This window comes from Klebsiella sp. GFKo11 (assembly GCF_056490265.1).
Window position 1 is genome coordinate 5,820,330 of sequence record NZ_CM151369.1, and the last position, 24,989, is coordinate 5,845,318.

Consider the following 24,989-nt stretch of genomic DNA (forward strand, 5'->3'; position numbering starts at 1 on the left):
AAAAGAATAATAGGAATGAATCATATGATAATTAAAGGAATAAATACAGCACCTATCAAACAAGGTGACCATCTCTGCCTGATGACGTTCAAGGTGAGAGATACTAGCGACGAACATCGTATTTTTTATATGCAGGTAACCACATTAGTTGATTTCCTCATTATTCTACGAAGCCGTATGATAAAATTCACACAACGTTTAACTGATAAAGATTCTCTTTATCAAGAAAAAGCTCAGGATGATATTAAGCTATTAACAGCTAATATTCCCGAGATTGTTCCAGCAGAGGTTATGCAACCCGACCCTGCAAACCTTATTGCATCTATAACCCCTAAATTCAAAGATGATCAATTTTCTCTCATTATCATATTACAAAACGAGCAAGTTGTTATTCTTGAAATAAATGACACACAGGTTGAATTTATTATTCTGGCTATTCAGAAAGCTATTGAAACTATAGATGATAAAGAAACTATGCAGATTATTGGTTCACTACTTGACTTCTTATTATTTTACTCTGTTGACTTAACTAATCTCGAGTATCTAAATTTCAAGGTGATCAATCACGAACCATGGAAACAGCATCTGTTTTCAGATTATCTGGCAGTACTTTACTGTTTCGAAACGAAACAAGGTAAAGAAATTCTCGCAGGTACAGTTATCAAAGCTAATGTGCAGCCAGATTCTCAGGAAGCGGAAAGCATCATTCAAAGAGTTGCTCGCCTGGTTCCAATGTTAAAAGCGCTCCTGGAAAAATATCCGCTATGCCAGACTTTTTACCAACGTATTCCGTCTCAACCAATGCAGATATTAACTAAAGAGGAGTGCCTTGCTCCGTTACACGCCTTCTGCCTTAAAACTCAGGCAACTCTTAAGCAGTAACACATTTGGGTATCTACATGGATGTAGAAAAAATGGCTCTACCTTTCCAGCCGTTGCACGGGTTCCCCTCTCCATCTGGAGAGGGGAACCCGTGATTAAATCAATTCGGGCACTTATAAACCTGGCCATTCATTTGGCTATCGGTCGGGACAAAGCTCGACAGTAGGTTCTGCGTCGGGCTGCTGACACCGTAAATCACGTTGCCGCCCATTTCTGCCGCCTGGTTACGCAGGGCGTTTGCTGCGCCGCGCATAGAGCCGCCTTCGTCGCCATTCTGCCCGGATAACCAGTTACTTTGCGTACCCGTCGCGGTTCCTAACAGCTGGCATTCCGAACCCGGTTTATCTTCGACGAAGCGGACGTTCTGGCCCCCAGAGCTCAGTTCGTTGCTGGAGCTGCAACCTGCTAACAATAATGCTGCGCCGACAATCCCTGCTAAATATTTTACCTGCATGTTATTCCCCACGATCAATGAGCTGGACGCGCTGGCCCGGATGTACAACCTTATACTAAAAAGACGACAAAAAGAAAAACCCCCGAGCATTTCTGCCCGAGGGTTTCTTGGTATCTAAGGGGTATAGCGCACGATTACATCATGCCGCCCATACCACCCATGCCACCCATGCCGCCAGCGCCACCTAAATCAGGTGCGTCGCTTTTCGGCAGGTCGGTGACCATGCACTCGGTGGTGATCATCAGACCAGCTACAGAGGCCGCGTACTGCAGAGCAGAACGGGTCACTTTAGTTGGGTCCAGGATACCCATGTCGATCATGTTGCCGTATTCTTCAGTTGCAGCATTGTAGCCGTAGTTGCCATCACCCGCTTTCACGGTGTTAGCCACTACAGACGGCTCTTCGCCACAGTTCAGAACGATCTGACGCAGCGGAGCTTCCATTGCGCGCAGCGCAACTTTGATACCCACGTTCTGATCTTCGTTCTGACCGCGCAGGTCGCTCAGTTTGCTTGCCACGCGAATCAGCGCAACACCACCACCGGCAACCACGCCTTCTTCTACTGCAGCACGGGTCGCGTGCAGAGCATCGTCAACGCGTGCTTTTTTCTCTTTCATTTCAACTTCGGTAGCCGCACCGACTTTGATTACCGCAACGCCGCCTGCCAGTTTAGCAACGCGTTCCTGCAGTTTTTCACGGTCGTAGTCAGAAGTCGCTTCTTCGATCTGCTTACGGATCTGAGTCACGCGGCCCTGAATTGCAGCTTCCTCACCCACGCCATCAATGATGGTGGTGGTGTCTTTGTTGATCAGAACACGTTTCGCCTGACCCAGATCTTCCAGAGTCGCTTTTTCCAGCTCCATACCGATCTCTTCAGAGATAACGGTACCGCCGGTCAGAGTTGCGATGTCCTGCAGCATAGCTTTACGACGGTCGCCGAAGCCCGGTGCTTTAACCGCTGCCACTTTCACGATGCCGCGCATGGTGTTAACCACCAGAGTCGCCAGCGCTTCACCTTCAACGTCTTCAGCAATGATAACCAGCGGTTTACCCGCTTTTGCTACTGCTTCCAGAACCGGCAGCATTTCGCGGATGTTGGAGATTTTTTTATCAGCCAGCAGGATGAACGGGCTTTCCAGCTCAACAGCGCCAGTTTCCGGCTTGTTGATGAAGTACGGGGACAGGTAGCCACGGTCAAACTGCATACCTTCAACTACGTCCAGTTCGTCTTCCAGACCGGTACCGTCTTCAACGGTGATCACGCCTTCTTTACCGACTTTATCCATCGCTTCCGCGATCAGTTTACCTACGGTTTCGTCGGAGTTAGCGGAGATGGTACCAACCTGAGCAATAGCTTTAGAGTCGGAGCACGGTACGGACAGCGTTTTCAGTTCTTCAACAGCAGCAACGACAGCTTTGTCGATACCACGTTTCAGATCCATCGGGTTCATGCCCGCAGCAACGGCTTTCAGGCCTTCAGCGATGATAGCCTGCGCCAGTACGGTTGCGGTGGTGGTACCGTCGCCAGCAGCGTCGTTCGCTTTAGAGGCAACTTCTTTCACCATCTGCGCGCCCATGTTTTCGAACTTGTCTTCCAGCTCGATTTCACGTGCTACAGAAACACCATCTTTAGTGATGGTCGGCGCACCGAAGGATTTGTCCAGAACCACGTTACGGCCTTTCGGGCCCAGGGTTACTTTAACTGCGTCTGCCAGTACGTTTACGCCGCGCAGCATTTTCACACGAGCGTCGTTACCGAATTTTACGTCTTTAGCTGCCATTTTAATCTTTCCCTTAAATTCGTATGTTCAGTGTCGTTCGCGGATTACGCTTCAACAATTGCCAGGATGTCGCTTTCGGACATGATCAACACTTCTTCATTGTCGATCTTCTCAGATTTCACGCCGTAGCCATCGTTGAAAATCACGATATCGCCAACTTTAACGTCCAGCGGCTGCACGGTTCCGTTTTCCAGAATGCGGCCCTTACCGACAGCGATGATTTCGCCACGAGTTGATTTGGCTGCCGCAGAACCGGTCAGAACGATGCCGCCAGCAGATTTGGTTTCAACTTCTTTACGTTTGACGATCACACGATCATGTAACGGACGAATACTCATTTGATAGCTCTCCTTTGAGAAAGTCATTATCAGTTATGGATGACGCCGGTCCGCACACTGTTTTCCGGCTAGTGCCCTGAGAGATGGGGATGGGGATTTCCCGCTTCAAGGGGAAAACTAAAAAAAAATTTGCCGTCGTGCTCTTACGCACACAAAAATGCGGCTGCAACCACCCGTCATAAGCAAAAGCGATTGTGATACCATCCATTTTTTGCCGGGCGCAAGGTTGAATCATGAGTGGTTTGAAACAGGAGTTGGGGCTTGCTCAAGGAGTTGGGTTACTTTCCACATCATTACTGGGAACCGGTGTCTTTGCCGTTCCGGCACTGGCTGCACTGGTCGCCGGTGACAATAGCCTGTGGGCCTGGCCGGCGTTGATCCTGCTGGTGTTCCCGATAGCTATCGTCTTTGCCATCCTTGGTCGCCATTTTCCCAGCGCAGGCGGCGTCGCGCATTTTGTTGATATGGCCTTTGGCCCGCGCCTGGCTCGCGTTACCGGCTGGCTATTTTTATCGGTGATCCCGGTAGGACTGCCTGCTGCGCTGCATATTGCCACCGGCTTTGGTCAGGCGCTTTTTGGCTGGCATGATAGCCAGTTGCTGCTGGCCGAGCTGGGAACGCTGGCGATCATCTGGTGGGTCGGCTCACGCGGGGCCAGCTCCAGCGCAAATCTGCAAACGTTGGTTGCGGTCCTCATTGTCGCGTTAATCGTCGCTATCTGGTGGCGTGGTGGAATCAACCCAACGCAGATCCCCTTTCCTGCCGCTACTGATATCGACAGTTCACAGCTTTTCTCTGCGCTCTCGGTGATGTTCTGGTGTTTCGTCGGCCTTGAGGCTTTCGCTCATCTGGCGTCTGAATTTAAGCAACCGGAACGTGATTTTCCCCGTGCGCTGATGATTGGCTTATTGCTCGCAGGTTCCGTCTACTGGGCCTGTACCGTACTGGTTCTGCATTTTCATGCCTTTGGCGAAGAGATGGCCGCCGCTGCGTCATTGCCCAATATCGTCGTGCGTCTGTTCGGCGTTCAGGCACTGTGGATTGCCTGTGTTATTGGCTACCTCGCCTGCTTCGCCAGCCTCAACATTTATATTCAGAGCTTTGCCCGCCTGGTCTGGTCACAAGCGCAATACAAGCCAGATAGCTATCTGGCCCGGCTGTCGCCACGACAAATTCCGCGCAATGCATTGAATGCAGTGCTGGGCTGTTGTGTGATCAGCGCTCTGTGCATTTATGCACTCAATATCAATCTCGATGCCCTGATCGTCTACGCCAACGGCATTTTCATCATGATCTATCTGCTGTGCATGCTGGCGGGTTGTCGGTTACTTCAGGGGCGTTATCGCGTACTGGCGGCGATTGGCAGCGTGCTGTGCCTGCTGCTGCTGGCGATGGTTGGCTGGAAGAGTCTGTACGCATTTATCATGCTGGCGGTGCTGTGGCTGTTTTTACCAAAGCGCAAAATAGAAAAATCTGAAGACTGATGACAAGCCTGTTTTGACCTCTGTGCTCGCATTTTTGCCGGATGGCGGCAGACGCCTTATCCGGCCTACAAATTACACTATCTCATCCGGTTACTCATTTCCCGTAGGCCCGGTAAGGCGTTAGCCGCCACCGGGCAATACCCAAAAAACATACTTTGTCAGCAATCTAAATCTATTAACATTCATTCTATATTTTTCCTTTCAAGCTTTTTGCAATTTTTTTCTCACCGTCAGGAAGATAAAACGTAACACAAGGATAAACCGCTAAAAAAAGTATCGATACAATAAACAAGAACATAGAGCGAGCTATTTGACTGTCATTTAAGAAAAGTAATGCTGTAAATGACAGCGATCCAGAGAAAATTAAGAAAAGCACTGGAACCATAGACTGCAATTCAGATAAGATCTTGAAAATAAATGACTTTTCATTAACGCCATAACAATGAAGGATTATTTTAAAAAAAGTTGAAACAATGAGAGTGATGATACATAAGACATAATAGACATTATCTTTAGGGAATAATGTCTCAATCATCCCTCCAAGTTGACTACTCCCGCCCCAGATCCATGCTATTGCACTAAATCCAAAACCAATGATGCAATAGCTAACAACGAATCTTGGCAATTGATTTTTAAAGTAAAGACCGAATTCATTCATGAGATAATTTCCCAATATAATTCTTCCTCACCATTCCATTAGCGATCGTCTTTATGATCCAGACGGTCGCGCTCGTCGTCTTTACGCTGATACTCACCTTCAAAAGTATCACCGCCGCCCGTTCCGGCGCTAAATCCACCGCCCGGCATCCGGCTAAAGCGCAGATGCGGCATCAGCTTCAACGTCAGGTGTTTCTGTACCGGCGGCAACAGCAACAGCAGACCCAGGAAGTCGGTAAAAAATCCCGGCAACAGCAGCAGCAGACCCGCGATAATCAGCGATACGCTTTTGATCATCTCAGCAGCCGGACTCTCCCCTGCCGCCATTTTCTGCTGCATCAGCATGAGGTTTTTAAAGCCCTGGTTTTTCACCAGCGATATCCCCACTACCGAGCTAAAGATCACCAGAATCAGCGTCAGCAGCACCCCAAGCACATGGGCGACCTGGATAAAGATCGATATCTCAATGTAAACGTATAAAAAAACGGCAATTAACGGAATCCAACGCACCGGCGTCTCCTTCATTAACGGACGCCGATGTCGGCGCCCGTAGTCATAGATGTGCTATTCGCATTAGTAAGATGTTGGGCCAAAGCGCCATTTTTCAATCGTAAAAAAAGCTTATTTTTTTCAAGAATGGAAAAGCGGTGATTCATTTCACAAATTAATAATTCTTATAGAATTCACTACATAATAAGTGATCAGGATGACTGATATTCGCTATCATCAGCATATGATCGTGGGCACCGGGCCGGTTAAAGAAATAATCTGCGGCTAGAAAATGCGCGAGATCTCATAAATTCTGCGTATTGGGTGAATTCATATAGCAGCTTGAAAAGAAGGTTCACATGTTAAACAACATTCGTATCGAAGAAGATCTGTTGGGTACCAGGGAAGTTCCAGCTGACGCCTACTACGGCGTTCATACTCTGAGAGCGATTGAAAACTTCTACATCAGCAACAGCAAAATCAGCGACATCCCTGAATTTGTCCGGGGTATGGTGATGGTGAAGAAGGCCGCAGCGCTGGCTAACAAGGAACTTCAAACTATCCCCAAGAGCGTAGCGAACTCGATTATCGCCGCCTGCGACGAGGTGCTGAACAACGGTAAATGCATGGACCAGTTCCCGGTTGACGTATTCCAGGGCGGCGCAGGTACCTCCGTTAACATGAACACCAACGAAGTGCTGGCGAACATCGGCCTTGAGCTGATGGGTCACCAGAAAGGTGAATACCAGTACCTCAACCCTAACGACCATGTTAACAAATGCCAGTCCACCAACGATGCCTACCCGACCGGTTTTCGCATCGCGGTCTACGCCTCAATCCTCAAGCTGATCGATGCTATCAACCAGCTTGGCGAAGGCTTCCAGCATAAAGCCGTTGAATTTCAGGACATTCTGAAAATGGGCCGTACCCAACTGCAGGATGCGGTACCGATGACCCTCGGCCAGGAATTTCATGCATTTAGCGTTCTACTGAACGAAGAAACCAAATGCATTCTGCGTACTGCTGAACTGCTACTGGAAGTGAACCTCGGCGCAACCGCCATCGGTACCCGCCTGAACACCCCGGATGGCTATCAACAGTTGGCGGTACAAAAGCTGGCAGAAGTCAGCGGCCTACCGGTTGTACCTGCAGAAGATCTGATTGAAGCCACTTCAGACTGCGGTGCCTACGTAATGGTACACAGCTCCCTGAAGCGTCTGGCGGTCAAAATGTCCAAAATCTGTAACGACCTGCGCCTGCTCTCTTCTGGCCCGCGCGCTGGACTAAACGAAATCAACCTGCCGGAACTGCAGGCGGGTTCTTCCATCATGCCAGCCAAGGTTAACCCGGTGGTGCCGGAAGTTGTGAACCAGGTCTGTTTCAAAGTTATCGGCAACGACACTACCGTCACCATGGCTTCCGAAGCCGGTCAGCTACAGCTGAACGTCATGGAACCGGTGATTGGCCAGGCGATGTTTGAATCTATCCATATCCTGACCAACGCCTGCTACAACCTGCTGGAAAAATGCGTGAGCGGCATCACCGCCAACAAAGCGGTATGTGAAAGCTACGTCTATAACTCGATTGGCATCGTCACCTATCTCAACCCGTATATCGGCCACCACAATGGCGATATCGTCGGCAAAATTTGCGCCGAAACGGGTAAGAGCGTCAGGGACGTAGTGCTTGAGCGCGGACTGCTGACCGCAGCCGAGCTGGATGACATCTTCTCTGCGCAGAACCTGATGCATCCGGCCTATAAAGCGAAGCGATACACCGATGAAAGCGAACAGTAAGCTTTCAGATTAAACTAACCACAGGCATGTCAGCGATGACATGCCTTTTTTGTTCTTATAGTTCCACCAAATTACAACAATCCAATATCAACTTGTTAATAAAACAAGGAAGGCATATATGTTTAGTGCAGAACTCGTTATTGTCCTGCTGGCTATTTATCTGGGAGCCAGACTCGGAGGCATCGGCATTGGTTTTGCCGGTGGCCTGGGCGTCCTCGTCCTGACCCTCGTCTTTCAAATTCAACCCGGCGCGATCCCCTTCGACGTCATCGAAATCATTATGGCGGTCATCGCCGCTATCGCTGCCATGCAGGTCGCCGGGGGGATGGACTATCTGGTCAGCCTCGCCGAACGAATGCTCCGGCGTCATCCTAAATACATCACCTTTCTCGCCCCGCTGGTCACCTGGTTTATGACCGTGCTGGCGGGAACAGGCCATACCGCGTTCTCCACTCTGCCGGTTATCACCGAAGTGGCGAAAGAACAGGGTATTCGCCCCTCACGCCCGCTCTCTATCGCCGTGGTGGCCTCGCAGATTGCGATTACCGCCTCGCCGATTTCCGCAGCAGTGGTGTTCTTTGCCGGGATCCTCGAACCGCTGGGTGTGAGCTACCTGACCCTGCTGGCGATCTGTATTCCGGTAACCCTGGTTGCCGTCATGCTCACCGCCATCGTATGTAACTTCCTCGGCTGTGAGCTCAAAGATGACCCTGTCTACCAGGAGCGTCTGGCAAAAGGGGAAGTCAAACTGCGCGGTAGCCAGGTGTTTGAGCTTAAGCCACACGCCAGACGCTCCGTATTGCTGTTCCTGGTCGGTATCGTGGCGGTAATGTTCTACGCCACCGCCATCAGTGACACCGTTGGCCTGATTCAAAACCCGGTCCTGCCGCGTAATGAAGCGATTGTGGTGTTTATGCTGACCATCGCCACGCTGATTAGCATCACCTGCAAAATCGATACTGGTGAAGTGCTCAACGCCAGCACGTTTAAATCCGGCATGAGCGCCTGCGTCTGCGTGCTCGGCGTCGCCTGGCTGGGGGATACCTTCGTCAAAGCGCACATTAGCGATATCCAGACCGTCGCGGGCGACCTGCTGCACAACTATCCGTGGCTGCTGGCGGTGGTGTTATTCTTCGCCGCGACGCTGCTTTACTCCCAGGCCGCCACCACCAAGGCGCTGATGCCCGCTGCGCTGATGCTGGGCGTGACGCCGCTGACCGCCATCGCCTCGTTTGCCGCCGTCTCCGCGCTGTTCGTCCTGCCAACCTATCCAACTCTGTTGGCAGCAGTCGAAATGGATGACACCGGCTCGACCCGCATTGGCAAATACGTCTTTAACCATGCCTTCCTGATCCCCGGCGTGATCGCCATTACGCTGTGCGTGATCCTCGGGTTTATTTTTGGCGGCATTCTGCTGTAAATCTCTTCAAATTCGGGCCAGATCCTGGCCCGTTTCGTTAATCCCTTTACCTTGCGTGCTATAGTGCCTCTTTTCGCTGATACGAGGTTCACGATGACTACGCCTGATGCTGTTGTTGTACTCTGTACCGCGCCGGATGAAGCAACCGCCCAGGATCTGGCGGCCAAAGTGCTGGCGGAAAAACTCGCCGCCTGCGCCACTCTCCTGCCGGGAGCGACTTCGCTCTACTATTGGGAAGGGAAGCTGGAGCAGGAGTATGAAGTGCAAATGCTGCTGAAAACCGATCTCGCCCACCAGCAGGCGTTGCTGGACTGCCTGAAGTCCCATCACCCGTATCAAACCCCTGAACTTCTGGTTCTGCCCGTCATTCACGGAGACAACGATTACCTCTCATGGCTCAACGCATCATTACGCTGATCCTGCTGCTTTGCAGCACATCAGCCATTGCCGGACTGTTCGACGCACCTGGCCGTTCGAACTTTGTTTCTGCTGATCAGGCTTTCGCCTTTGATTTTCAGCAGAACCAACACGACTTAAATCTGACCTGGCAAATCAAGGATGGTTACTATCTCTATCGCAAACAGATCAAACTGACGTCCGCCGATGCGACGTTTACCGAACCCTCCCTGCCGTCAGGCGAATGGCATGAAGATGAGTTCTACGGCAAAAGTGAAATTTACCGCCAGCGCCTGAGCGTACCGGTAACCCTGACTCAGGCAGCCGCAGGCGCGACGCTTACCGTGACTTATCAGGGCTGTGCGGATGCCGGTTTTTGCTATCCGCCAGAAACTAAAATCGTGCCGCTCGGCAAGGCGCTCGCACTCTCCAGCAGCGACGCTGTAGCCCCCAAACTAAACCCACCTCTACCACTGGAAACGCGCCCGACGCTACCGGTAGAGTCGCCGTCTGATCTTTCTCCCCCGGCCCCAGATAACAAAGGTTCTGACCTGCCCTTTACCGCGCTATGGGCGCTGTTAATTGGTATTGGCATCGCGTTTACCCCCTGCGTGCTGCCGATGTACCCGCTGATTTCCGGCATCGTGCTGGGCGGTAAGCAGCGGCTTTCCACCGCCCGCGCTCTGCTACTGGCGTTTATTTACGTTCAGGGGATGGCGTTAACCTATACTGCGCTGGGACTGGTGGTCGCCGCTGCAGGTTTACAGTTCCAGGCGGCGCTACAACATCCTTATGTGCTAATCGGTCTATCGGTGGTATTTATCCTGCTGGCGCTGTCGATGTTTGGTCTGTTTACGCTGCAACTGCCTTCGTCGCTGCAAACGCGTCTGACGCTGATGAGCAACAAACGTCAGGGCGGTTCGCCGGGTGGCGTATTTGCGATGGGGGCGATTGCCGGACTCATCTGCTCGCCTTGCACGACCGCACCGCTGAGCGCCATTTTGCTGTATATCGCCCAGAGCGGTAATCTGTGGCTGGGCGGAGGGACGCTGTATCTCTATGCGCTCGGTATGGGACTACCGCTGATCCTGGTGACCGTATTCGGCAACCGCCTGCTGCCCAAAAGCGGCCCGTGGATGGCTCACGTCAAGACCGCCTTTGGTTTTGTGATCCTCGCCCTGCCGGTATTTTTACTGGAACGTATCATCGGCGATCTCTGGGGCCTGCGGCTTTGGTCTCTGCTTGGTGTCGCCTTCTTTAGCTGGGCGTTTATTACCTCGCTTGGTGCCACCCGTTCATGGCTGCGCATTGTGCAGATTGTGATGCTTGGAGCCGCGCTGGTCAGCGCTCGTCCTTTACAGGACTGGGCTTTCGGCACAGCGGTCGCCCAACAGCAGGCGCATCTGGAATTTACCCGCATCAATAATATCGCCGAGCTCAACCAGGCGCTGACTCAGGCTAAAGGCAAACCGGTGATGCTCGATCTGTATGCCGACTGGTGCGTGGCCTGTAAAGAGTTCGAGAAATACACCTTTAGTTCGCCTGACGTACAGCAGGCCCTAAAAGATACCGTTCTGTTGCAAGTGGATGTCACAAAGAACAGCGCTGAAGACGCGGCTCTGCTGAAGCACCTGCAGGTGCTCGGCCTACCCACGATTCTGTTCTTCAACGAACAGGGAGAGGAACAGCCCGCACAGCGCGTCACGGGTTTTATGGATGCTGCGGCATTCAGCGCCCATTTGCGCGATCGACAACCGTGAGCGACACTTTAGGAGGAAAAATGGAGGAGAAGACCGTGCAACGTGAAGATGTCCTGGGTGAAGCCATCCAAATCCTCGAAATCGAGGGTATCGCGAACACCACGCTGGAAATGGTCGCCGAGCGCGTGGCTTACCCGCTCGATGACCTCAAACGTTTCTGGCCCGACCGCGAAGCCCTGCTGTATGACGCGCTACGCTATCTCAGCCATCAGGTCGACGTCTGGCGTCGTCAGCTATTGCTGGACGAGTCGCTAAGCGCGGAGCAGAAGCTGCTGGCGCGTTACGCTGCGCTGACCACATGCGTGAGCAATCATCGCTATCCAGGCTGCCTGTTTATTGCTGCCTGCACGTTCTATCCGGACGCCCAGCATCCGATCCATCAACTGGCAGAGCAGCAAAAGCAGGCTTCGCTGGCCTACACTCATGAGCTGCTTAGCCAGCTCGAAGTTGACGATCCGGCGATGGTCGCGAAGCAGATGGAACTTATCATCGAAGGCTGCCTGAGTCGCCTGTTGATCAAACGCAGTCAGGCCGATGTCGATACCGCACGTCGCCTGGCGGAAGACATTTTGCGTTTTGCTCAGTGTCGAATGGGCGGGGCTCTAACCTGATTCCGATATCTTAACCGATACATCACGCATATAATTTCCCCCTCACGGATATGCTGACAGGGTTTTATATGCGTTCTCTTCTTTGGGTTGCCATCATGGGGCTGTGTTCGACACCGCTTCTGGCAGCTTCCCCGCAAGGTTTTTCTTTCGCGCACAAAGACTGGGAACTTGCCTGTGACAACACCGGCACCTGTCGGGCTGCGGGCTATGGCGCGACAATGGGTGAAGTCAGCGTCTTGCTGACACGCAACGCGGGCGAGGCACAGCACGTCATCGCCCTCGCCACCTTCGCCCAGACCGAGCACGATATTCCGCCCGATGCGACGGTGAATTTATTCATCGACGGTCAGGATAACGGCGCGCTTGATGCCAACGACGAGAGCCATTTTCGCTTTGACGATACCCAGACCGCCGCGCTAATTCAGGCTCTGGAGCACAGCGGCAAAATTGAGCTGGCGCTTAACGACGAGCGCAAGCAGCTCTCCAGCACAGGCAGCAGCGCAGTATTTCTGAAAATGGATGAGTTTCAGCAACGTCTGGGCACCGCCGATGCGCTAGTGCGTAAAGGCGATGCCGGAGATGACAACATCCTGGCGGCAACGCCTGCGCCGGAAATTATCGCCGCGCCGGTCATTCACAATGCAGCCTCCACGACGCTCACGACAAAGCTACGGGAGAAACTCCTGCCACAGCTGACGCCAGCGCTTAACAGCCATTGTGATGACTGGCAAAACGCAGATATCCCGGCGTCGGAACGACAACTCACCTCAACTCCGCTGGATAAAAATCATATGCTGATTGAGGCGCTGTGCTGGCGCGCGGCCTATAACGACGGCTACGCCATGTGGGTCGTGGATAAAACGCTGCTGACCCAGCCTCAATTGGTGACCACCGATGCCTCCAGCTATGCCGATGGCGTTATCACCTTTTTCCACAAAGGCCGCGGTATCGCCGACTGTATTAGCGGAGAAGAGCGCGTCTGGGATGGCAAAACGTTTGTCCAGAGCCTGAAATACACCACCGGCGACTGCCGTGAAATCGCCCCCGGCGGTGCATGGATGCTGCCAACGTTCGTTAGCCAGGTGATCCCAAAGCAGCAGAAAGATGCCGATAACAGCGCACTGAAGGCGTTGTACAGCGCCGTGTTAAAAGAGCAAAAGGCCAACCCGGAACTGGATCTCAATAAAATCGCCGAACAGTTCCCGCTAAGCGGTCATGTCAGCCATTTTACGCTGAGCTATGCGGACGACTCTCTGGTAACGACGACGAAGCCTTCCGCCGATATTAGCGATGATGAGTGGCAGGCGTTTCTCCAGTCCGATATCAGCGCCGACTCCGAAAACGGCAAAGTCAGCTTTACGCTAGTGGACCTCGACGGCGACGGCAGACGCGATTTAATCATCGACAGCTACGTCGGCGGCACGGGCCTCTTTAGCTACACCGGCGTATTAAAACGCGGGGATGATGCTTTTGATGCGGTCAATAACGACGACAGCGGCAACGGCGATGACTTTGACGCAGGCGTTCCTGGCGCGCTCTATTCCCTTAACGGTCGCGGCGCTAACCAATGGAGCCATTGGGTGCGAATTAACGGCCAGGTGTATGCCCTCTGGTACAACGGCCAGTTTGGCGAAGATAATCTCTATCTATTGCGCCCGTTTAGCCCCTCCAGCAGCACCCCGGCGGTGACAATTCGCTATCGCTACACCCTCGACGGCATCAGCTCGCCGGAAAAAGACCAGCCGCTGACGCCTGCACTGAGCGACCGGGAAAAGTCAGATCTGCTGAAATCGCTGGAAGTGATGCAGAGCAGCCTGCTGAAGGATAAGCCACAGAGCGACAGCGACGCGCCGATTTGCCCTATTCCCCCAGGTACGTCAGCCGACGATGCGGATAGCTACTACAGCGGCGTGGCGTCTAATTATATTTATGAAACCGTGGCTTACATTCCGGTTTGGCTGAACGAAAAATGTTTTATCGGTACCATCTTTAGCCACCACGGTGCATACCGTCACGGCGTTGATGCGGAAATCACCATCAGCTCTCCGCGCGATGATGAAGAGGTCATCGGCGACTACACGATATCCGGATTACGCCACGCCATCTCGGTGACCAGCGGCTGGAAAACCCGCGAAGGCGATAACGGCATGATGTGATTTTAAGCAAAAAAGCGCCTCCGGGCGCAGAATTGCCGCAAAGTTAAGCAACCGGTAGATAAATCGAGAAATTTGATTGACGGAGCGTACGGATTACGGTTTAATGCGCCCCGTTGCCCGGATAGCTCAGTCGGTAGAGCAGGGGATTGAAAATCCCCGTGTCCTTGGTTCGATTCCGAGTCCGGGCACCACTATTTAAAGAACCCAGCCTATGGCTGGGTTTTTGCTTTTCTGCTTTCAGCTAAACATCGTCCTTCCAAGCTGATGCCCCGCTTCCAGATGAGCTTCCGCCGTTTCCAGTTCCGGCAACAACATCATCTGAGAACTCACCACCGTAGCTCCGCAATAGTCAAAAATTCCATGGGAGATTTGTGCATTAAACGCATCCGTAAACCCATGCTTATCATACGTTTTCTGATTCGCTGCGCCTAAGGCAACCAGATGCACCCGCAGGTGGCCCAGCTTCTTCACTACGTTACCATCGGCGGTCTCCTCATAAGCCCAGCCATTTGAGAACACGCGATCGATCCATCCTTTTAGCAGCCCTGGCATCGACCACCAATAAATAGGGAAAACCAGCACCAGCGCGTCGGCGTTGTCGATCCGGGCCTGTTCAGCAATCACATCTGCCGGCGTGGCGTCGGTTTGCAGGAAAGCTGCGATATCCGGCGCAGCAAAAACGGGGTTAAAACCTTCCTGAGTTAAATCAGCGAGTTCAGCAGTATTGTGCGGGTTAGATTCAGCGACCCCTTGGGCAATCGCCGTGGCGACGCTATGCGTCAAAGAAGTGTTGAGGGGGTGAGAAACCACGATTAATGCATGCATGACGGAGACTCCAGTTGCCATATGACGATATCGGACGTAGTCTTATATACTAACAGTAACCTACTAATGGTAAGTTACCTTTGGTATATAAGCTTGTCAACGGGAGAATGCTCTATGTCTGAACCACTCGTACGGCAGCGTTTATCGCGAGAAGAGCGGCACAAGCAACTGGTTGATGTCGCCTGGCATATTATTCGTGAAGAAGGGACCGAAGCCCTGACGCTAGGCTACCTGGCGACACAGGCGGGCGTCACCAAACCGGTGGTTTACGATCATTTTGACAGCCGTTCGGGACTTTTCGCCACACTTTATACCGAGTACGACCAACGCCAGACGGTGAAGATGGATGAGATATTGCGCAACACCGAGCCTGATGCGGAAAAACTGGCCTCGGCGATAGCCAACGCTTACATCGAGTGCGTGTTACATCAGGGACGGGAAATGCCGAGCGTGATGGCCGCGCTGGCCGGGACGCCTGAGCTGGAGAAGATCAAACAAGAGTGCATCGCCGCATTTACCGCAAAATGCCGGCAATACTTTTCACCGCTTTGTGGGAGCGATAATCTCAGCAAGGCCGCCATTCTTGCCATGCTCGGCTCCGCTGACGGGCTAGCGGCCGCGGTAGTGAACGGCGTCATCACAGAACAACAGGCTAAAGATGAGCTATTTCAGGTGATTATGTCGATGTTGCAGCGCTGCTGCCGTGGTTAAGAAGCGTCCGCTGGCGGCGGACGCTTTGCTTATCAGCCGCCTGCTTTCTTAATCGCCGCATCCAGCGAGGCTTTATCCGCCAGCCCAGGGAACACGGTAATTGTTGCTTCCGTGGCACCCGTTGTCGGCATCACGATAACCCCGGGCGTGCCGCTCAGGCCGATTTCCTGCGCCAGTTGATTCGTGCCATCCAGCACCGCTCCAACATCCGTCGCTTTTTTCGCGTCGAAATTCACTTTCTTCGCCTGCTGCTGGATGTCGGCAGCCGTCAGCTTGCCTTCGTTATGCCCGGTGGAATAGATCCCGTTGTGGTAGGTCAGATAGGCCTCTGCGCCCTTCTGCTGGTAAATCTGCAGGCCGGTTTTCGCCGCTTCCAGAGAGGTTTCCCAACGGCTGCCGAAAATAGGCCACTCTTTGAAAGCGAAGCGGGTTTGCGGGTTCTCTTTGATCACCTGCTCCATAACCGGCGCCAGACGACTGCAGTAAACGCATTGATAATCAAAGAACTCAATGACCGTCACTTTGCCCTCTTTAGGGCCGTAAGTTGGCGTATTTTTATCCTGAGTCAGCGCGGCGGCGTTCTTCAGTACTGCCTGAGTTGCGGCGCTGGCCTGCTGCTGCTCCTGAATCTGTTGCAGCTTCTGGCTGGCCTGCAATAGCACTTCAGGATGCGCAACTAAATAATCCGCGGCAATTTTGCCAATACGGGCTTCCTGTTCGGGCGTAAACGTCGGCGCAGGCGCCTCAGCGGCGGTCGCCATCACCGGAAGCAGAGCGGCGCCAATAAAGGCGAGAGTCAGTAAATTCTTATGGCCGGGCATGTGGGTAGTCCTTGCGATAGGTAAACGGCAGGTGAGTCTTATGCACAAAATATCATCCTTTGCCGGCGAATCATCACCAGACAGGGCAATGATTGGTAACTATATTTTTCAATAACCAGATACGTTACGGCTTTCCGCCCGGTGGTCAACGCGACCGAACGGGAGTACGCTTCGCCCCCTGCTTTTCCCTGTGGGATCCTTTTTTAGTTAGATGAGTTAGGTATGAACGAGTTTTTCAGTCAGTGGGACGTGGCGGTTATTCTGCTGCAAATTATTGCTATCGACCTGTTATTAGGCGGCGACAACGCGGTGGTGATCGCGATGGCCTGCCGTAAACTGCCGCCACATCAGCGAACCAAAGCCATTATCATCGGCACCTTCGGCGCGATAGTGGCGCGCGTGCTGCTGCTGGCAGTGGCTATCTATTTGCTCTCACTACCGTGGTTAAAAGTGGTCGGTGCGCTGATGCTGCTGTGGATTGGCATCAAGCTGGTCACCAATCAGGAAGAAGAGAGCGAAGTCAGCAGCTCCAGCAGCCTGTGGCGCACCGCAGTCACCATTACCGTCGCCGATGTGATTATGTCGCTGGATAACGTACTGGCGGTTGCCGCTGCCGGGAAAGGCCACCTGGTGTTGGTCGCGTTGGGTGTACTGATCAGCATCCCGATTATCGTCGCAGGCAGTAAACTGGTGCTGGCAATCCTTAACCGCTTCCCGTACGTGGTGATGCTGGGCGGCGCGCTGATTGGCTGGATTGCCGGTTCGATGATGGTGACCGACGTGACCATCGTGCATCTGTTCCCCAACGCGCCTGCGGCTCTCCCTTTGATTGGCGGTGCCATCGGCGCAGCCCTGGTGCTACTGGAAGGGCTACGCAGAAACCGCAGGCCCTCCGCCGAATAGCGCCCACTCTGGCGCCGTCAATCCCGACGGCGTCAAGTTTGCGCCACTTTTCCCCCACACCTGCTCTCATTTGCCCTACGCTTATTAAAGACACCTGATCCAGGGATCTGTAACCGTAATATTGCGCATAAATGAGATAACATCATGGAATTAAAGGATTATTATGCCATTTTAGGGGTTCAGCCAACGGACGATCTGAAAACCATCAAGACCGCCTATCGCCGTCTGGCACGCAAATATCACCCCGATGTCAGCAAAGAAACCGAGGCCGAAGCCAAATTCAAAGATCTCGCCGAAGCCTGGGAAGTGCTCAAAGACGACCAGCGCCGCGCCGAATATGACCAGCTCTGGCAGCACCGCAACGATCCGCAGTTTGGTCGTCAGCAGCAACACTCCCACGAGCAGAGCTACAGCCAGCAGGATTTCGACGATATTTTCTCAACCATGTTTGGCCAGCAGGCACACCACAGCCGCCGCCAGCACGGCGTCCGGGGGCACGATTTAGAGATAGAGGTCGCGGTATTCCTCGAAGAGACTCTGGCCGAGCAGATGCGCACCATCAGCTATAAGCTGCCGGTTTATAACGTCTTTGGCATGGTTGAAAGCGAAACGCCGAAAACGCTGAACGTGAAAATTCCTGCGGGCGTGGTTGACGGTCAACGCATCCGCCTCAAAGGCCAGGGCACCCCCGGCGAAAATGGCGGCCCGAACGGCGACCTGTGGCTGGTGATTCATATCGCTCCGCATCCACTGTTTGATGTCGTCGGCCATAATCTTGAAATCGTCCTGCCGCTGTCGCCGTGGGAAGCTGCGTTAGGTACCAAAGTCACCATTCCAACGCTGAAAGAGAGCATTCTGCTGACAATCCCACCGGGCAGCCAGGCCGGGCAGCGCCTGCGCGTGAAAGGTAAAGGGCTGGTCAGTAAAACCACCACCGGCGATCTGTATGCGGTAATTAAAATCGTTATGCCGCCAAAACCAGATGAGAAGAGCCGCGCGCTCTGGCAACAGCTGGCCGATGCGCAAGCCAGCTTCGAGCCGCGTAAGACATGGGGGAAAGCCTGATGGCTAAGATAACAGTGACGTTCACGATTACCGAGTTTTGTCTCCACACCGGCGTTTCCGAGGAGGAGCTGAACGAAATCGTCGGCCTCGGCATGATTGAACCACGCCAGCCGCAGCGGGAAAACTGGCTGTTTGATGATAGCGCGGTGACGCTCGTTCACCGCGCCCTACGCCTGCGACAGGAGCTGGAACTGGACTGGCCGGGTATCGCCGTGGCGCTGACGCTGCTGGATGAGAACGCGCGCCTGAGCCGCGAAAATCAAATCCTGCAGCATCGGCTGGCGCGCTTTCTGACGCATAGTTAAACCCGTCCGCAGACGGCGATGAACCCGTAGCGCCAGCAGGAAGATAATCTGAAGCTCCATTGCACGTTGTTCCCCCGGAGGCGGCGCTTGACGCGCCTTGTCCGGGCTACCCATCCACAGACGGCGGTGAACCCGTAGCCCGGTCAGCGCAGCGCCACCGGGAAGATAATATGAAGCGCCATTGCGCGTTGTTCCCCCGGACAAGGCGCTTAACGCGCCTTGTCCGGGCTACCCGTCCACAGACGGCGGTGAACCCGTAGCCCGGTCAGCGCAGCGCCACCGGGAAGATAACCTGAAGCAACATTGCACGCTGTTTCCCCGGAGGCGGCGCTTGACGCGCCTTGTCCGGGCTACCCATCCGCAGATAACAGTGAACCAGTAGCCCGGCTAAGCGCAGCGCGAGCCGGGAGAAAAACGCAAAGCCGCCATCCGGCACAAATACCGCACAATAATTAACCATGCACCCACGCCGGCAGCCAGTCGCCGTGGCTGTCGATCAGGTCATCCACCAGCGCATAGATCTCTTCAATACCCAGCACCGCCGCCGTATGCGGGTCCATCATGGTCGCGTAATAGACGTAGTCACGGTTTTCGGTGAGGATCGCCTCGGTCAGCAGAGTCTGCACGTTGATGTTGGTTTGCATCATCGCCGCCAGATGAGCTGGCAGCTTGCCCACTTTGGTCGGCTGAATGCCGTTAGCATCCACCAGACAGGCCACTTCCACGCAGCACCCCTGCGGCAGGTTGTCGATAAGATTATCGTTGCGCACGTTGCCGTACACCACGCTCGGTTCACCGGTCCAGATGGCGTTCATAATGGTGCTGGCGTATTCGCGCGACGGTTTCACCTCAATACGCTCGCTGGTTTTATACAGCTCCAGCTCCTTGTGCCAGTTTGCCACCTGCTCCACGCAGCGTTTCGGGTATTCGTCCAGCGGTATCTGATAACGCTCGATAAGGTCCTCACGCCCCGGCTTGATAAACCACGGCGTGTATTCGGCGAAGTGCTCGGAGGATTCGGTGACAAAGTAGCCGAGCTTTTTGAACATCTCATAGCGGACGATGTTCTGGCAGCGCGAATCCTCGCGGTGCTTCGGCGCGCGACCTTCGGCAAATGCCTGCAACATCTCCGGATAAATACTGACGTAGCTGCCGTCACCAAGCTTTTTCTCCAGCGACAGGTAAAAAGCCATATGGTTGATACCGGCGCAGCGGTAGCGTAAATCCGCCGGGTCGAGGTCCAGATCGTGAGCCAACTCCTCCGCCGTCCCCTGCACCGAATGGCACAACCCAACCTGCTTAATATGCGGGTAGCGAGCGTACATCGCCCAGGTGTTCATCGCCATCGGGTTGACGTAGTTAAGCATCGTGGCATTCGGGCAGACCTCGGTCATGTCGTCGCAAATACGCCACAGATGCGGAATAGTACGCAGCGCGCGCATGATCCCACCCGGGCCAAGGGTATCGGCAATGGTTTGCTCCAGGCCATGCAGCTTACAGACTTCAAAATCGGTCACCGTGCAGGGCTGATAGCCGCCGATCTGGAAGGCCACCACCACGAAATCCGCATCCTGTAGCGCCGCTTTCTGGTCGCGATAGCAGCTGATTTCTCCATCAGCGCCGAGTGAATCCATCAGTTTACGCACCACAGTATGTGACTCTTCCAGACGGGTCGCATCCCGATCCATCAGGGCAATATGCGCCGATTTCAGCGCCGGGCGTTGAAAAACATCACCGAGAATATTTTTGACGAACACCGTCGAACCGGCACCGATAAAGGTAATTTTTGGGGCAGACATAGGGCTCTCTCCATAAGGTCATTGAACGGTGACAGAGTGGCACGCCGGGCCTTTGCCGCGCTGCCCTGTTCCCCCTGGAGCATTCCCGGAAGCTCAGATCGACAATCTGCAAGCATAAAATATGAGGTTCTGGGAATAAATAGACGGAAAAGAAGAGAAAACGGGCCGTTATTTCGACTAAGATGAGGGCTCACTGGCGCAAAAATCGGCAAGTATGATGATTCAGGAATCCACATCATGATCGATAAATCTCACGCGGCGCAGCCTGCCGACTCCTATATGAGCAGTAGCGATGAGCATCAACCCCGCAGCCCGCTGGCGCTCTACTCTGAATATCAGCGGATGGATATCGAACTGCGCACGCCTTATGCGATGACCGCCAGCCACTGGCACGGTCAGGTGGAGGTAAACGTTCCCTTCGATGGCGATGTGGAATATCTGATCAACGATGAAGTAGTACGCATTAAGCAGGGCTATATCACGTTGTTCTGGGCCTGCACGCCTCATCGGCTGACTCGTCCCGGCGACTGCAAGCAGATGGCTATCTTTAACCTGCCGATGCATCTGTTTTTGTCCTGGCCGCTGGACCGGGAGCTTATCAACCACGTCACTCACGGGATGGTGGTGAAATCGCTGGCCGCCCAGCAGTTGAGCGTGTTTGAAATCCAGCGCTGGCAGCATGAGCTGAACAGCGAAAACGAGCAGATTCGCCAGCTAGCTATCGATGAAATTGCCCTGATGCTCAAACGCCTAAGCCTCTCCGGTTGGCAGCCGATTCTGGTGAACAAAACCTCACGTACGCACAAGAACAGCGTGTCGCGCCACGCTCAGTTTTACGTCAGCCAGATGCTGGAATATATCGCCGCCCATTACGATCAGGCGCTCACCGTCGACGACGTCGCCGAACATGTGAAGCTGAATGCCAACTACGCGATGGGGATTTTTCAGCGGGTGATGCAGCAGACCATGAAGCAGTACATTACGACGATGCGCATTAATCACGTTCGCGCTCTGCTCAGCGACACCGATAAAACCATTCTTGATATTGCCCTGGCCGCCGGTTTTCGCTCCAGCAGCCGCTTCTACAGCACCTTTAACAAGTATGTCGGCATGCCGCCGCAGCAGTATCGCAAGCTGAGCCAGCAGCGTCGCCACAGCCTGCCACCCGCGGAAGCATAAAAAATGCCGCCGGGGGAAGCCCGCGGCGGCATGATTCACAACGCTAACAGATTAGTCGTTAATACGCGGATGCTGATCCACCAGACGAGAACGTTTTTCCTGTAGGTCGGCGATTTCCTGATCGATATCTTCGATTTTATGCTCGATGTTATCGTAGTGCTCACCGAGGATTTCCTTCGCTTCCTGAATATCGGATGCCGCAGGCGTCGCCCCTTTCAACGGACGATTGGCGGTCTCTTTCATCGACAGGCCAGTAACCAGACCGATAACCGCAATCACCATCAGATAGTAAGCTGGCATCATCAGGTTCTGCGTGGTTTCCACCAGCCAGGCGGCCAGGGTTGGCGTCAGACCCGCAATCAGCACCGAGATGTTGAAGGCGCTGGCCAGGGCGCTAAAGCGAATATGGGTCGGGAACATCGCCGGCAGCGACGAAGCCATCACCCCGATAAAGCAGTTCAGAATCACCGCCAGCAACAGCAGGCCGGCAAAAATCAGGCCGAGAACGTTACTGTTGATCATGATAAAGGCCGGAATCGACAGCGCAAATAGCGCAACGCTACCAATAAGAATAAACGGACGACGGCCAAAGCGGTCGCTGAGCATACCGATAACCGGCTGCACAAACAGCATCCCGACCATAATCGCGATAATAATCAGCACCCCGTGGTCTTCCGAATAGTGCAGGTTATGCGACAGGTAGCTCGGCATGTAGGTCAGCAGCATGTAGTAGGTAACGTTAGTGGAGATCACCAGACCGATACAGGTCAGCAGGCTGCGCCAGTGTTTGGTGGCGATTTCTTTAAACGAGACTTTTGGTCCTTCCTGCAGGCCTTCACGATCGCCCTGCTCCATGCTATCAACATGCTGCTGGAACGCCGGGGTCTCTTCCAGCGCGTGACGCAGATAAAGGCCAATAAGCCCTAACGGCAGCGCCAGGAAGAACGGGATACGCCAGCCCCAGTCGAGGAAGTTCTCTTCGCCCACCACGCTGGAAATCAGCACCACCACGCCTGCACCCATGACAAAACCGGCAATCGAACCAAAGTCCAGCCAGCTGCCCATAAAGCCACGCTTGCGGTCAGGCGAGTATTCAGCGACGAAGATGGATGCACCGGTATATTCCCCGCCTACCGAGAAGCCCTGCGCCATTTTACATAGCAGCAGCAGGATCGGTGCCCAGATACCAATGGTGGCATACGACGGAATAAGACCGATACAGAATGTACTTATCGACATAATGACGATAGTTATCGCCAGAATCTTTTGTCGACCATATTTATCGCCCAGCATCCCGAAGAACAGGCCGCCTAGCGGACGAATTAAGAAGGGAACCGAGAATGTACCGAGTGCGGCAATCATCTGCACGCTGGGGTCTGCACCGGGGAAGAAGACTTTACCTAAGGCATACGCAACAAAACCATAAACCCCAAAATCGAACCATTCCATCGCGTTACCCAGCGAGGCTGCGGTAATCGCTTTCTTCAGTTTGCTGTCATCAATGATGGTCACATCCCGAAGCGTGATGGGCTTTACTTTTTTCCTTTTAAGCATAATTTTCCTCTTTTGCTCTCGCCTTGAGCGCACGAATCTCCGCCGAATGACAAGGTCATTCGCGTCATGCGTTGGGAGCAATTCATTGCTGTGCTCCACCTTTCAAGCGTAGCAGGTTTGCCTGCACTGTCTGCTGACAGTCTGTACAACCGAACCTGTTGACGCCTGCTCTGGCCATAAATGAATAAACGGAGTCGCTATAAGTATGGTGAATTTACGATCTCGCCTTTTTACCCTAACAGCGTTTAATTATGGGATCAACTTCACAAAAATTTACCTACCCTTAAACAGAGTCACCCAAAACCAATAAGTTCAATGAATATTGGAAGTTAACGATACATTTCCGGAAATATCTGGCCGATTTTATGGAAATAACCTGGCGGTTTTTCGCGATATATATTTGCTTTCTTCCTCGAGAACGCCCGTAAAAAAGGCCCGACAAAAGTGCGGGATTGCGTTATAATCAGCGTTACTTTCGGCTATCAGCCGCCATTTAATGGACCAACGTCCTGTTTTACCCAGTAATCGCGAGGAACGTCATGTCACTGCCACACTGCCCAAAATGCCATTCTGAATACACTTATGAAGACAACAGCATGTTTATCTGCCCAGAATGCGCCCATGAATGGAACAATGCCGAGCCTGCGGACGATAACGATGCGCTGGTCGTCAAAGATGCCAACGGTAATTTACTGGCCGACGGCGATAGCGTTACCGTAGTGAAAGATCTGAAGGTTAAAGGTAGCTCTTCTATGCTGAAAATCGGCACAAAAGTGAAGAATATCCGCCTCGTTGAAGGCGATCATAATATTGACTGCAAAATCGATGGTTTTGGCCCGATGAAGTTAAAATCTGAATTTGTTAAAAAGAACTGATTTATTTCCTGCCCGGCGTCGCTATTATTCCCCAGCGCACGCCGTCGGGCGGGAATATATTTCTCGATAGAAAAATCTGAAAAGTGGTCATTATTCCCCGGTCACCCTACGCTGACCTGCTGGCCGTATCGGGTATTCCGCCGCTGCCGCCTGGCTTAATTTTGCAATCCCCTTCTACGCTTAATGAGATATTCGTTACCTGAGGTAATGGTTATGCCCTTAAGTCCCTACATCGCTTTTAGCGGCAACTGCGCCGCAGCCATCGCGTTCTACCAGAAGGCATTGGGTGCTGAGCTCATTCACCAAATCACTTACGGCGAAATGCCGCAGGATATACAGGATGCCGAAGACGGTTGCCCTTCGGGCCAGCATCTCGCCGCCGACGGGATCGCCCACGCCAGCCTGCGCGTGGCGGACGGCATCCTGATGCTCAGCGACAGCCCCTCCAGCAAAACGGAGCGCTACGCCGGGTTTACACTCGTGCTGGATCCAAAAGATATTGAGGAAGGTAAACGCTGGTTTGACGGCCTCGCCGACGGCGGGCAGATAGAGATGGTCTGGCAGGAAACCTTCTGGGCCCACGGTTTCGGTAAGGTGACCGACCGCTTCGGTGTCCCGTGGATGGTCAACGTGGTGAAAGAGCCTTGAAGCCTATATTTCCCCCCTCACCCTAACCCTCTCCCCAAAAGGGAGAGGGGATAGGACGGTACTATCTTCAGCTACTGAGC

Annotated in this window: 25 protein-coding genes and 1 tRNA gene; 16 read left to right on the top strand and 10 right to left on the bottom strand. The window is 53.3% G+C overall.

The features are described 5' to 3' along the window. The first annotated feature begins 15 nt into the window (after positions 1-15). Positions 16-882, top strand: a complete 867-nt coding sequence (gene yjeJ / locus AC07P6_RS27915) for a YjeJ family protein (protein WP_478315165.1) — start codon at positions 16-18, stop codon at positions 880-882. Between the two features lie 100 nt (positions 883-982). Here the strand turns inward: yjeJ and AC07P6_RS27920 are convergent, their stop codons facing one another. The 3 genes from AC07P6_RS27920 to AC07P6_RS27930 all read right to left on the bottom strand — a co-directional run bounded on the left by AC07P6_RS27920 (position 983) and on the right by AC07P6_RS27930 (position 3,455). Continuing rightward, positions 983-1,336, bottom strand: a complete 354-nt coding sequence (locus AC07P6_RS27920; protein WP_139529761.1) for a DUF4156 domain-containing protein — start codon at positions 1,334-1,336, stop codon at positions 983-985. 134 nt (positions 1,337-1,470) lie between these two features. Further along, positions 1,471-3,117 (bottom strand): chaperonin GroEL, encoded by a 1,647-nt coding sequence (groL, locus tag AC07P6_RS27925; protein ID WP_182235703.1) that lies wholly within the window; start codon positions 3,115-3,117, stop codon positions 1,471-1,473. Positions 3,118-3,161: 44 nt separating this feature from the next. Next, positions 3,162-3,455 (bottom strand): co-chaperone GroES, encoded by a 294-nt coding sequence (locus tag AC07P6_RS27930; protein ID WP_003855929.1) that lies wholly within the window; start codon positions 3,453-3,455, stop codon positions 3,162-3,164. Between the two features lie 233 nt (positions 3,456-3,688). Between AC07P6_RS27930 and yjeH the strand changes: the two genes are divergently transcribed. Then, entirely contained in the window at positions 3,689-4,939 is a 1,251-nt protein-coding gene (yjeH, locus tag AC07P6_RS27935) for an L-methionine/branched-chain amino acid transporter (protein ID WP_478315166.1), read from the top strand. Positions 4,940-5,126: 187 nt separating this feature from the next. Here the strand turns inward: yjeH and AC07P6_RS27940 are convergent, their stop codons facing one another. Then, complete coding sequence (locus AC07P6_RS27940; RefSeq protein ID WP_304255273.1) at positions 5,127-5,597, bottom strand: hypothetical protein; 471 nt, start codon at positions 5,595-5,597, stop codon at positions 5,127-5,129. A 38-nt stretch (positions 5,598-5,635) separates the two neighbouring features. Next, the gene (locus tag AC07P6_RS27945) at positions 5,636-6,106 is read right to left on the bottom strand and encodes an FxsA family protein (RefSeq protein WP_304255271.1); all 471 of its coding nucleotides are present in this window, start codon (positions 6,104-6,106) and stop codon (positions 5,636-5,638) included. A gap of 338 nt (positions 6,107-6,444) precedes the next feature. On the opposite strand from AC07P6_RS27945, the gene aspA reads away from it, so the two are divergent. The 7 genes from aspA (at position 6,445) to AC07P6_RS27980 (ending at position 14,415) form a co-directional block, all read left to right on the top strand. Further along, positions 6,445-7,881 carry an aspartate ammonia-lyase gene (gene aspA, locus AC07P6_RS27950; RefSeq protein ID WP_110274510.1) on the top strand — a complete coding sequence of 479 codons (1,437 nt, stop codon included), beginning with the start codon at positions 6,445-6,447 and terminating at the stop codon, positions 7,879-7,881. A gap of 118 nt (positions 7,882-7,999) precedes the next feature. Continuing rightward, positions 8,000-9,301 carry an anaerobic C4-dicarboxylate transporter gene (locus AC07P6_RS27955; protein ID WP_110274511.1) on the top strand — a complete coding sequence of 434 codons (1,302 nt, stop codon included), beginning with the start codon at positions 8,000-8,002 and terminating at the stop codon, positions 9,299-9,301. Between the two features lie 93 nt (positions 9,302-9,394). Then, complete coding sequence (gene cutA, locus AC07P6_RS27960) at positions 9,395-9,718, top strand: divalent cation tolerance protein CutA (RefSeq protein WP_112216238.1); 324 nt, start codon at positions 9,395-9,397, stop codon at positions 9,716-9,718. After that, positions 9,694-11,457, top strand: a complete 1,764-nt coding sequence (locus AC07P6_RS27965) for a protein-disulfide reductase DsbD (RefSeq protein ID WP_478315167.1) — start codon at positions 9,694-9,696, stop codon at positions 11,455-11,457. The genes cutA and AC07P6_RS27965 overlap by 25 nt, the downstream gene beginning before the upstream one ends. Before the next feature lie 35 nt (positions 11,458-11,492). After that, entirely contained in the window at positions 11,493-12,068 is a 576-nt protein-coding gene (locus AC07P6_RS27970; protein WP_110274600.1) for a transcriptional regulator, read from the top strand. A 68-nt stretch (positions 12,069-12,136) separates the two neighbouring features. Further along, entirely contained in the window at positions 12,137-14,224 is a 2,088-nt protein-coding gene (locus tag AC07P6_RS27975; RefSeq protein WP_478315168.1) for a DUF1176 domain-containing protein, read from the top strand. A 115-nt stretch (positions 14,225-14,339) separates the two neighbouring features. Further along, positions 14,340-14,415, top strand: a tRNA-Phe gene (locus AC07P6_RS27980). Between the two features lie 46 nt (positions 14,416-14,461). Here AC07P6_RS27980 and AC07P6_RS27985 read toward each other — a convergent pair. Continuing rightward, the gene (locus tag AC07P6_RS27985) at positions 14,462-15,049 is read right to left on the bottom strand and encodes an NAD(P)H-dependent oxidoreductase (protein WP_182235697.1); all 588 of its coding nucleotides are present in this window, start codon (positions 15,047-15,049) and stop codon (positions 14,462-14,464) included. A gap of 114 nt (positions 15,050-15,163) precedes the next feature. On the opposite strand from AC07P6_RS27985, the gene AC07P6_RS27990 reads away from it, so the two are divergent. Continuing rightward, positions 15,164-15,760 (top strand): TetR/AcrR family transcriptional regulator, encoded by a 597-nt coding sequence (locus AC07P6_RS27990; RefSeq protein WP_434660541.1) that lies wholly within the window; start codon positions 15,164-15,166, stop codon positions 15,758-15,760. 32 nt (positions 15,761-15,792) lie between these two features. Here the strand turns inward: AC07P6_RS27990 and AC07P6_RS27995 are convergent, their stop codons facing one another. Continuing rightward, complete coding sequence (locus tag AC07P6_RS27995) at positions 15,793-16,581, bottom strand: DsbA family protein (RefSeq protein ID WP_478315169.1); 789 nt, start codon at positions 16,579-16,581, stop codon at positions 15,793-15,795. Between the two features lie 222 nt (positions 16,582-16,803). On the opposite strand from AC07P6_RS27995, the gene AC07P6_RS28000 reads away from it, so the two are divergent. The 3 genes from AC07P6_RS28000 (at position 16,804) to cbpM (ending at position 18,854) form a co-directional block, all read left to right on the top strand. Then, positions 16,804-17,484, top strand: a complete 681-nt coding sequence (locus AC07P6_RS28000) for a TerC family protein (protein WP_478315170.1) — start codon at positions 16,804-16,806, stop codon at positions 17,482-17,484. A gap of 144 nt (positions 17,485-17,628) precedes the next feature. Further along, on the top strand, positions 17,629-18,549 hold the full coding sequence (cbpA, locus tag AC07P6_RS28005; RefSeq protein WP_478315171.1) for a curved DNA-binding protein: 921 nt from the start codon (positions 17,629-17,631) through the stop codon (positions 18,547-18,549). Continuing rightward, on the top strand, positions 18,549-18,854 hold the full coding sequence (gene cbpM, locus AC07P6_RS28010) for a chaperone modulator CbpM (protein WP_139540885.1): 306 nt from the start codon (positions 18,549-18,551) through the stop codon (positions 18,852-18,854). Before cbpA ends, cbpM begins: the two co-directional genes overlap by 1 nt. A gap of 265 nt (positions 18,855-19,119) precedes the next feature. Here cbpM and AC07P6_RS28015 read toward each other — a convergent pair whose 3' ends face one another. Both AC07P6_RS28015 and melA read right to left on the bottom strand, forming a co-directional pair. Then, positions 19,120-19,314, bottom strand: coding sequence for a hypothetical protein (locus AC07P6_RS28015; protein ID WP_478315172.1), 195 nt, complete (start codon positions 19,312-19,314; stop codon positions 19,120-19,122). Beyond that, a complete protein-coding gene (melA, locus tag AC07P6_RS28020) occupies positions 19,307-20,653 on the bottom strand; it encodes an alpha-glucosidase/alpha-galactosidase (protein ID WP_182235692.1) in 1,347 nt (448 codons plus the stop codon). The genes AC07P6_RS28015 and melA overlap by 8 nt, the downstream gene beginning before the upstream one ends. Before the next feature lie 237 nt (positions 20,654-20,890). Between melA and melR the strand changes: the two genes are divergently transcribed. Beyond that, complete coding sequence (melR, locus tag AC07P6_RS28025; RefSeq protein WP_478315173.1) at positions 20,891-21,832, top strand: transcriptional regulator MelR; 942 nt, start codon at positions 20,891-20,893, stop codon at positions 21,830-21,832. Positions 21,833-21,883: 51 nt separating this feature from the next. On the opposite strand, the gene proP is transcribed toward melR, so the two are convergent. Further along, positions 21,884-23,386, bottom strand: a complete 1,503-nt coding sequence (gene proP, locus AC07P6_RS28030; RefSeq protein ID WP_478315174.1) for a glycine betaine/L-proline transporter ProP — start codon at positions 23,384-23,386, stop codon at positions 21,884-21,886. Between the two features lie 539 nt (positions 23,387-23,925). Between proP and AC07P6_RS28035 the strand changes: the two genes are divergently transcribed. Next, on the top strand, positions 23,926-24,261 hold the full coding sequence (locus AC07P6_RS28035) for a zinc ribbon domain-containing protein YjdM (protein ID WP_110274523.1): 336 nt from the start codon (positions 23,926-23,928) through the stop codon (positions 24,259-24,261). A 213-nt stretch (positions 24,262-24,474) separates the two neighbouring features. Beyond that, the gene (gene yjdN, locus AC07P6_RS28040; protein WP_478315175.1) at positions 24,475-24,909 is read left to right on the top strand and encodes a VOC family metalloprotein YjdN; all 435 of its coding nucleotides are present in this window, start codon (positions 24,475-24,477) and stop codon (positions 24,907-24,909) included. Positions 24,910-24,989: the final 80 nt, after the last annotated feature.

Excerpts from the sequence above, each read along its gene's own strand:
- yjeJ (WP_478315165.1), top strand. The coding sequence starts at position 16 with ATGAATCATATGATAATTAAAGGAATAAATACAGCACCTATCAAACAA.
- AC07P6_RS27920 (WP_139529761.1), bottom strand. The coding sequence starts at position 1,336 with ATGCAGGTAAAATATTTAGCAGGGATTGTCGGCGCAGCATTATTGTTA.
- groL (WP_182235703.1), bottom strand. The coding sequence starts at position 3,117 with ATGGCAGCTAAAGACGTAAAATTCGGTAACGACGCTCGTGTGAAAATG.
- AC07P6_RS27930 (WP_003855929.1), bottom strand. The coding sequence starts at position 3,455 with ATGAGTATTCGTCCGTTACATGATCGTGTGATCGTCAAACGTAAAGAA.
- yjeH (WP_478315166.1), top strand. The coding sequence starts at position 3,689 with ATGAGTGGTTTGAAACAGGAGTTGGGGCTTGCTCAAGGAGTTGGGTTA.
- AC07P6_RS27940 (WP_304255273.1), bottom strand. The coding sequence starts at position 5,597 with ATGAATGAATTCGGTCTTTACTTTAAAAATCAATTGCCAAGATTCGTT.
- aspA (WP_110274510.1), top strand. The coding sequence starts at position 6,445 with ATGTTAAACAACATTCGTATCGAAGAAGATCTGTTGGGTACCAGGGAA.
- AC07P6_RS27955 (WP_110274511.1), top strand. The coding sequence starts at position 8,000 with ATGTTTAGTGCAGAACTCGTTATTGTCCTGCTGGCTATTTATCTGGGA.
- cutA (WP_112216238.1), top strand. The coding sequence starts at position 9,395 with ATGACTACGCCTGATGCTGTTGTTGTACTCTGTACCGCGCCGGATGAA.
- AC07P6_RS27965 (WP_478315167.1), top strand. The coding sequence starts at position 9,694 with ATGGCTCAACGCATCATTACGCTGATCCTGCTGCTTTGCAGCACATCA.
- AC07P6_RS27975 (WP_478315168.1), top strand. The coding sequence starts at position 12,137 with ATGCGTTCTCTTCTTTGGGTTGCCATCATGGGGCTGTGTTCGACACCG.
- AC07P6_RS27985 (WP_182235697.1), bottom strand. The coding sequence starts at position 15,049 with ATGCATGCATTAATCGTGGTTTCTCACCCCCTCAACACTTCTTTGACG.
- AC07P6_RS27990 (WP_434660541.1), top strand. The coding sequence starts at position 15,164 with ATGTCTGAACCACTCGTACGGCAGCGTTTATCGCGAGAAGAGCGGCAC.
- AC07P6_RS27995 (WP_478315169.1), bottom strand. The coding sequence starts at position 16,581 with ATGCCCGGCCATAAGAATTTACTGACTCTCGCCTTTATTGGCGCCGCT.
- AC07P6_RS28000 (WP_478315170.1), top strand. The coding sequence starts at position 16,804 with ATGAACGAGTTTTTCAGTCAGTGGGACGTGGCGGTTATTCTGCTGCAA.
- cbpA (WP_478315171.1), top strand. The coding sequence starts at position 17,629 with ATGGAATTAAAGGATTATTATGCCATTTTAGGGGTTCAGCCAACGGAC.
- cbpM (WP_139540885.1), top strand. The coding sequence starts at position 18,549 with ATGGCTAAGATAACAGTGACGTTCACGATTACCGAGTTTTGTCTCCAC.
- AC07P6_RS28015 (WP_478315172.1), bottom strand. The coding sequence starts at position 19,314 with ATGGTTAATTATTGTGCGGTATTTGTGCCGGATGGCGGCTTTGCGTTT.
- melA (WP_182235692.1), bottom strand. The coding sequence starts at position 20,653 with ATGTCTGCCCCAAAAATTACCTTTATCGGTGCCGGTTCGACGGTGTTC.
- melR (WP_478315173.1), top strand. The coding sequence starts at position 20,891 with ATGATCGATAAATCTCACGCGGCGCAGCCTGCCGACTCCTATATGAGC.
- proP (WP_478315174.1), bottom strand. The coding sequence starts at position 23,386 with ATGCTTAAAAGGAAAAAAGTAAAGCCCATCACGCTTCGGGATGTGACC.
- AC07P6_RS28035 (WP_110274523.1), top strand. The coding sequence starts at position 23,926 with ATGTCACTGCCACACTGCCCAAAATGCCATTCTGAATACACTTATGAA.
- yjdN (WP_478315175.1), top strand. The coding sequence starts at position 24,475 with ATGCCCTTAAGTCCCTACATCGCTTTTAGCGGCAACTGCGCCGCAGCC.